Source organism: Rubellimicrobium roseum, from assembly GCF_006152145.1.
Taxonomy (GTDB): Bacteria; Pseudomonadota; Alphaproteobacteria; order Rhodobacterales; family Rhodobacteraceae; genus Rubellimicrobium; species Rubellimicrobium roseum.
Map to the genome: position 1 here is coordinate 1 of NZ_VDFV01000122.1, position 2,545 is coordinate 2,545.

General features: G+C 77.0%; 3 protein-coding genes. All 3 read left to right on the forward strand.

Features of this window, described 5'->3' with window-relative positions; genetic code table 11:
• A partial coding sequence (locus FHG71_RS23040; RefSeq protein WP_218014229.1) for an ImuA family protein occupies positions 1-723 on the forward strand: 723 nt, incomplete at its 5' end.
• Positions 638-2,161, forward strand: a complete 1,524-nt coding sequence (locus FHG71_RS23045; protein ID WP_139084141.1) for a Y-family DNA polymerase — start codon at positions 638-640, stop codon at positions 2,159-2,161. The genes FHG71_RS23040 and FHG71_RS23045, both read left to right, overlap by 86 nt.
• A gap of 89 nt (positions 2,162-2,250) precedes the next feature.
• Positions 2,251-2,545, forward strand: a 295-nt coding sequence (locus FHG71_RS23050; RefSeq protein WP_139084142.1) for a PHP domain-containing protein, incomplete at its 3' end; no start/stop codon positions are given.

Here is a 2,545-nt window from a genome sequence, read left to right on the forward strand (position 1 = left end):
GCCGACATCGCTCGCCTGGAGGCCCGCGACCCTTCGCGCCCTCCGGCCGTGCTCCCCTTCGGCCTGCCCACGATCGACGCGCGCCTGCCCGGGGGCGGGCTCGTGCGGGGCGCACTGCACGAGGTGGCCGGCGGGGGCGCCGACGTGGTCCACGGCACGGCCGCGGCGCTCTTTGCCGCCGGCCTCCTGGCGCGGGCGCCGGGCCGGGTGCTGTGGTGCCTGACGCGCCCGGATCTGTTCGCCCCGGCGCTGGCCCACGTGGGGCTCGACCCCGACCGGGTGATCTATGTGGAGGCGGGCGACGACGCGACCGTGCTCTCGTGCGCCGAGGAGGGCCTGCGCCATGGCGGGCTCGGGGGCGTGGTGGCCGAGGTGGCCAAGCTGTCGCTGACCGCCTCGCGCCGGCTGCAGCTCGCCGCCGAGGCGGGCGGGACGCTGGGTCTGGCGCTCCGGCGCTGGCGCCGGCCTGCCGAGGCCTCCGACTTCGGCCAGCCCACGGCGGCGCGGACGCGCTGGCGGGTGTCGGCGCTGCCCTCGGCGCCCCTGCCGGTGCCGGGGGTGGGCCGGGCGCGCTGGCTCGTGGAGCTGGTGCGGGCGCAGGCGGGGGCGAGTGCCGACTGGGTGCTGGAGGCCTGCGATGAGGGGGGTCGTCTCGCTCTACCTGCCGAGCTGGCCCGTGGACCGGCTCAGGCGCCGCTTGGGCGCGGCCGCGCCGCCTCCTGAGGTGCCGCTGGCTCTGGTGGGCTCCGACGGCCGCCGGCGCGTAGTGCTGGCCACCAACGCCGCCGGGCGCGCGCTGGGCCTGCGTCCGGGGCTCCCGGCCGCGCAGGCGCAGGCGCTCGTCCCCGGGCTCGCGGTCTTTGCGGCCGCCCCGGCGGAGGACGCGGCCGGGCTCGCGCGGCTCGCCGCCTGGGCGCAGCGGCGCTACGCCCCGGTGGTTGCCCCCGACCTGCCGGACGGCCTGGTCCTGGACGTCACGGGGGCTGCACACCTGCATGGCGGCGAGCACGCGCTCCTCCTCGACCTCGTGGGGCGGCTTGCTTCCGTGCAGGTGGAGGCCCGGGCGGCCATGGCCCCGACCTGGGGCGCGGCGCACGCCCTGGCGCGCTGGAGCGCCGTGTCGCCTCTGGTGGTAGATGCGGCCGAGCTTGTGGCGGCGCTCGGCCCCCTGCCCCTGGCCGCCCTGCGCCTGGACGCGCCCACGCTGGCTGGACTGCGCCAGCTCGGGCTCGACACCATCGGCGACCTTGAAGCCCAGCCCCGGGCTCCCCTAGCGCTGCGCTTCGGGCCCACCCCGGGCCGGCGCCTCGACCAGGCGTTCGGTCGCCTGCCTGAGCCCATCACCCCCGTGGTGGTCCCGGACCTCCTGCGGGCGGAGCGCGCCTTTGCCGAGCCGATCAGCGCCCCGGAGACGCTGGCCCGCGCCATTGGGCTCTTGGCGGAGATGCTGGCGCAGGCGCTCGAGGCCCAGGGTCTGGGCGCACGTCGGCTCGACCTTCTCTTCCACCGTGTCGACGGCCGCGTGGAAGCGGTCCGGGTCGGCACGGCCCAGCCCGTGCGCGAGCCGCGGCGGGTGGCGCGGCTGCTGACTGACCGTCTCGAGCGGGTCGACCCGGGCCTGGGCGTCGAGCGCATGACACTGGTCGCGCCCGGCACCGAGCCCCTGGGCTGGCGGCCCGCGCTCACCGCGCTGGGCGAGGCGCCGGAGGCGGATGTGGCGGCCCTCGTTGACACCCTGGCGAACCGGCTGGGGGCGCAGCGGCTCTACCGTCTAGCCGCCGTCGAGAGCGACACGCCCGAACGCTCGGTGCGGCGCGTGGCTCCGCTCGCAGCGCCCACCGCGGGCCGCTGGGAGCCCGGCTGGCCGCGCCCCGCCCGCCTCCTGGCCCAGCCCGAGCCGGTGGACACGATGGCGCTGCTGCCCGACCACCCGCCGGTTCACTTCACCTGGCGGGGCGTGCGCCGTCGCGTGGCGCGCGCCGATGGGCCCGAGCGCATCTACGGCGAGTGGGTGCGCTCGAACGCCGAGCTCTGGGCCGTGCGGGACTACTTCGTCATGGAGGACGAGGCGGGCCAGCGCTTCTGGCTGTTTCGGGCCGGCGATGGCCGGGACCCCGCCACCGGCTCGCAGCGCTGGTTCCTCCACGGGCTGTTCGCGTGAGCGAGGCGAATGACAGCTCAGGCGACGGGGATGGGATCGGCGAACCGCCGGCCGGTCAGCCGTCGGCCTCCAGACGCCCTGACGAGGGAATGCACCCCACCAGCCCGGCCCCCCGCTACGCCGAGATGCAGTGCCTGAGCCACTTCTCCTTTCTGCGCGGGGCCTCGTCGTGCGACGAGCTCTTCGCCCAAGCCGCAGTTGGGGGTCTCGAGGCGCTGGCCATCACCGACCTGGGCAGCCTGGCCGGTCTCGTGCGCGCCCATGAGGCCGCCAAGGCCACGGGCGTGCGCCTCATCGTGGGCGGCCAACTGCGGCTCGACGACGGCGCGACCGTGCTCGTCTATCCAACCGACCGCGCCGCCTATGGCCGCCTCTGCCGCCTGC